This is a genomic window from Acidimicrobiales bacterium (genome assembly GCA_036273495.1).
GTDB lineage: Bacteria > Actinomycetota > Acidimicrobiia > Acidimicrobiales > JAJPHE01 > DASSEU01.
This window is the reverse complement of record DASUHN010000072.1, coordinates 1-2,322: the sequence shown is the minus strand read 5'-3', so window position 1 is coordinate 2,322 and position 2,322 is coordinate 1. Positions and strand designations below refer to the sequence as shown.

The window sequence follows — 2,322 nt, the reverse complement described above, 5'->3', positions numbered from 1 at the left end:
GGCCGGCCGGTGTGGATCGGGGCGGGGGCGGTGGTGTCCGCCGGCACGCGCGAGGTGGCGGTGCGCGTCGGGGCGGCGGTCAACGTCTGGAACACCGGGACGGCGGCGGTGGCCGACGAGGACGAGGTTGAGGTCACGTGGGGCGGTCCCCTGGCGGGGGGTCCCCTGGCCGTGGCCACCCGGATCGGGGAGCTGGCGGACGCCGGCGCCACATGGGTCGTGTGCGGCTGGCCCGAGTCGCTGGAGGTGGTGGCCGAGGCGTGCGAGATGGTGCGGAATTGGGCCGGAGCGGGAGGGGGCCCCGGGTAACCTCGGTTCACCATGGATTTCCGGCGCATCACCGGCCTGCCCCCCTACGTGCTCGGCGTCATGAACGAGCTCAAGCTGGAGGGGCGCCGGGCGGGCCGGGATGTGATCGACTTCGCGTTCGGGAACCCCGACATCCCCTCGCCCGAGGTGGCGGTGGAGAAGCTGGCCGAGGCCGCCCGCAACCCCCGCAACCACCGCTACTCCGCCAGCCGCGGCATCCCCAAGCTGCGCCTGGCCGTGGCCGACCTGTACCTCCGGCGCTTCGGCGTACAGCTCGATCCGGACACCGAGATCGTCACGACGATCGGGGCCAAGGAGGGCCTGTCCCACCTGATGTGGGTGCTGGTGCAACCGGGGGACACGGCGCTGGTCCCGTCACCGTCGTACCCGATCCACATCTACGCCCCGTTGTTTGCCGGGGCCGACGTGCGCCACGTTCCCCTGGGCGTGGGGGAGCCGGGGGGCGCGGCGGCGGGGGAGGAGTTCTTCGGGGCGCTGGTCGAGGCGTGGGAGACCGCATGGCCCAAGCCCCGGGTGATCCTGATCTCGTTCCCGCACAACCCGACGACCACCTGTGTGGACCTGCCGTGGATGCAACGGATGGTGGACTTCGCCCGGGAGCACGACGTGATCCTCGTCCACGATTTCGCCTACTCGGACACCGCTTTCGACGGCTACCAGCCGCCGTCGATCCTCGAGGTGCCCGGCGCCAAGGACGTGGCGGTCGAGTTCTACACGCTGACCAAGTCGTTCTCGATGGCCGGGTGGCGGGTGGCGTTCATGGTCGGCAACCCCGAGCTCGTGGCCGCCCTCACCAAGCTCAAGACCTACCTGGACTACGGGACCTTCCAACCCATCCAGATCGCCGCCATCGTGGCGATGAACGAGGCCCCCGACTATCCCAAGCTGGTCAACGAGATCTACCAGTCCCGGCGCGACACGCTGTGCGACGGCCTCGGCCGGATCGGTTGGCACGTGGAGAAGCCGAAGGGGACCATGTTCGTGTGGGCGCCCGTGCCCGAGCCGTACCGGGAGATGGGCTCGCTCGAGTTCGCCAAGATGCTGGTCACCGAGGCCGAGGTGGCCACGTCTCCGGGCGTGGGATTCGGGCCGGGCGGGGACGGGTTCGTGCGCTTCGCCCTGATCGAGAACGAGCAGCGCACCCACCAGGCGGTGCGCAATCTCCGCCGGGCGCTTACGAAGCTGTAGCGCCCGCCACCGTGATCAGGCCAGGACCCTCGAGCCCAGGAGTCCCTCCAGGCAGAAGCTGACGGCCGCGTCGGCGACGGGTCCGGCCGGGTCGTCCCTCTCGAACAGGAAGGTCCGGGCCAGATGGTTGGTCACGCCCAGGATGGCCTGGGCCAGCATCACCGGATCGGCGTCTCGGACCTGGCCGGTGGCGATGCCCTCCTGGACGTGGCGGACGACGTCGGCGATGGCCACGTCCTGGCCCCGCCGCAGGTAGGGGGAGAAGCGCTCCTCCGACGCCGCGAACTGGAAGAGGCTGCCGAGATGCCGGTTGGCCGAGAGCCATTCCATGCTGGCGCGTATTCCGAGCTCGATCCGGCGGACGGGGTCGTCGGCCTGCATGATCGCCTGCTGCTGCCGCCGCCTGAGGCCCCGCTGGGCCTCGGCCAGGATCTCGAGGAAGAGCTCCTCCTTGGAGGAGAAGTACCAGTAGAACACGCCCTTGCCGACCTGCATACCGTCGACTATTTCGGCCACCGACGTGGGGTGGTACCCGTTCTCGGCGAAGCGCCGGGCGGCGAACTCCATCAGCTGGCGCCGTCGCTCCTTGCCCCGGGTGGTGAGCCGACGGTTCATCGGGCGGAACCGTAGGAGTCTCTTGACCGGCCGGTCAAGATCCCTACGGGCTTCGCCTGTTCGCCGAGGATTAACCAGATCGGCACATTTCGGACTCTGAAAACGCAAAGCCGACCGGTATCCTCGGTCGCAGTGGCCTACTGGGTGATCAAGACGATCCTGACGCCCGTGCTCCGCTTCTTCTTCCGG

3 protein-coding genes are annotated in these 2,322 nt (G+C 69.3%); 2 read left to right on the top strand and 1 reads right to left on the bottom strand.

The features are described 5' to 3' along the window. The coding region (locus VFW24_02785; protein ID HEX5265674.1) for a hypothetical protein at window positions 1-309 on the top strand (309 nt) is incomplete at its 5' end. Window positions 310-321: 12 nt separating this feature from the next. Then, window positions 322-1,518, top strand: a complete 1,197-nt coding sequence (locus tag VFW24_02780; protein ID HEX5265673.1) for an aminotransferase class I/II-fold pyridoxal phosphate-dependent enzyme — start codon at window positions 322-324, stop codon at window positions 1,516-1,518. 15 nt (window positions 1,519-1,533) lie between these two features. On the opposite strand, the gene VFW24_02775 is transcribed toward VFW24_02780, so the two are convergent. Continuing rightward, window positions 1,534-2,133 (bottom strand): TetR/AcrR family transcriptional regulator, encoded by a 600-nt coding sequence (locus VFW24_02775; protein HEX5265672.1) that lies wholly within the window; start codon window positions 2,131-2,133, stop codon window positions 1,534-1,536. Window positions 2,134-2,322 lie beyond the last annotated feature (189 nt).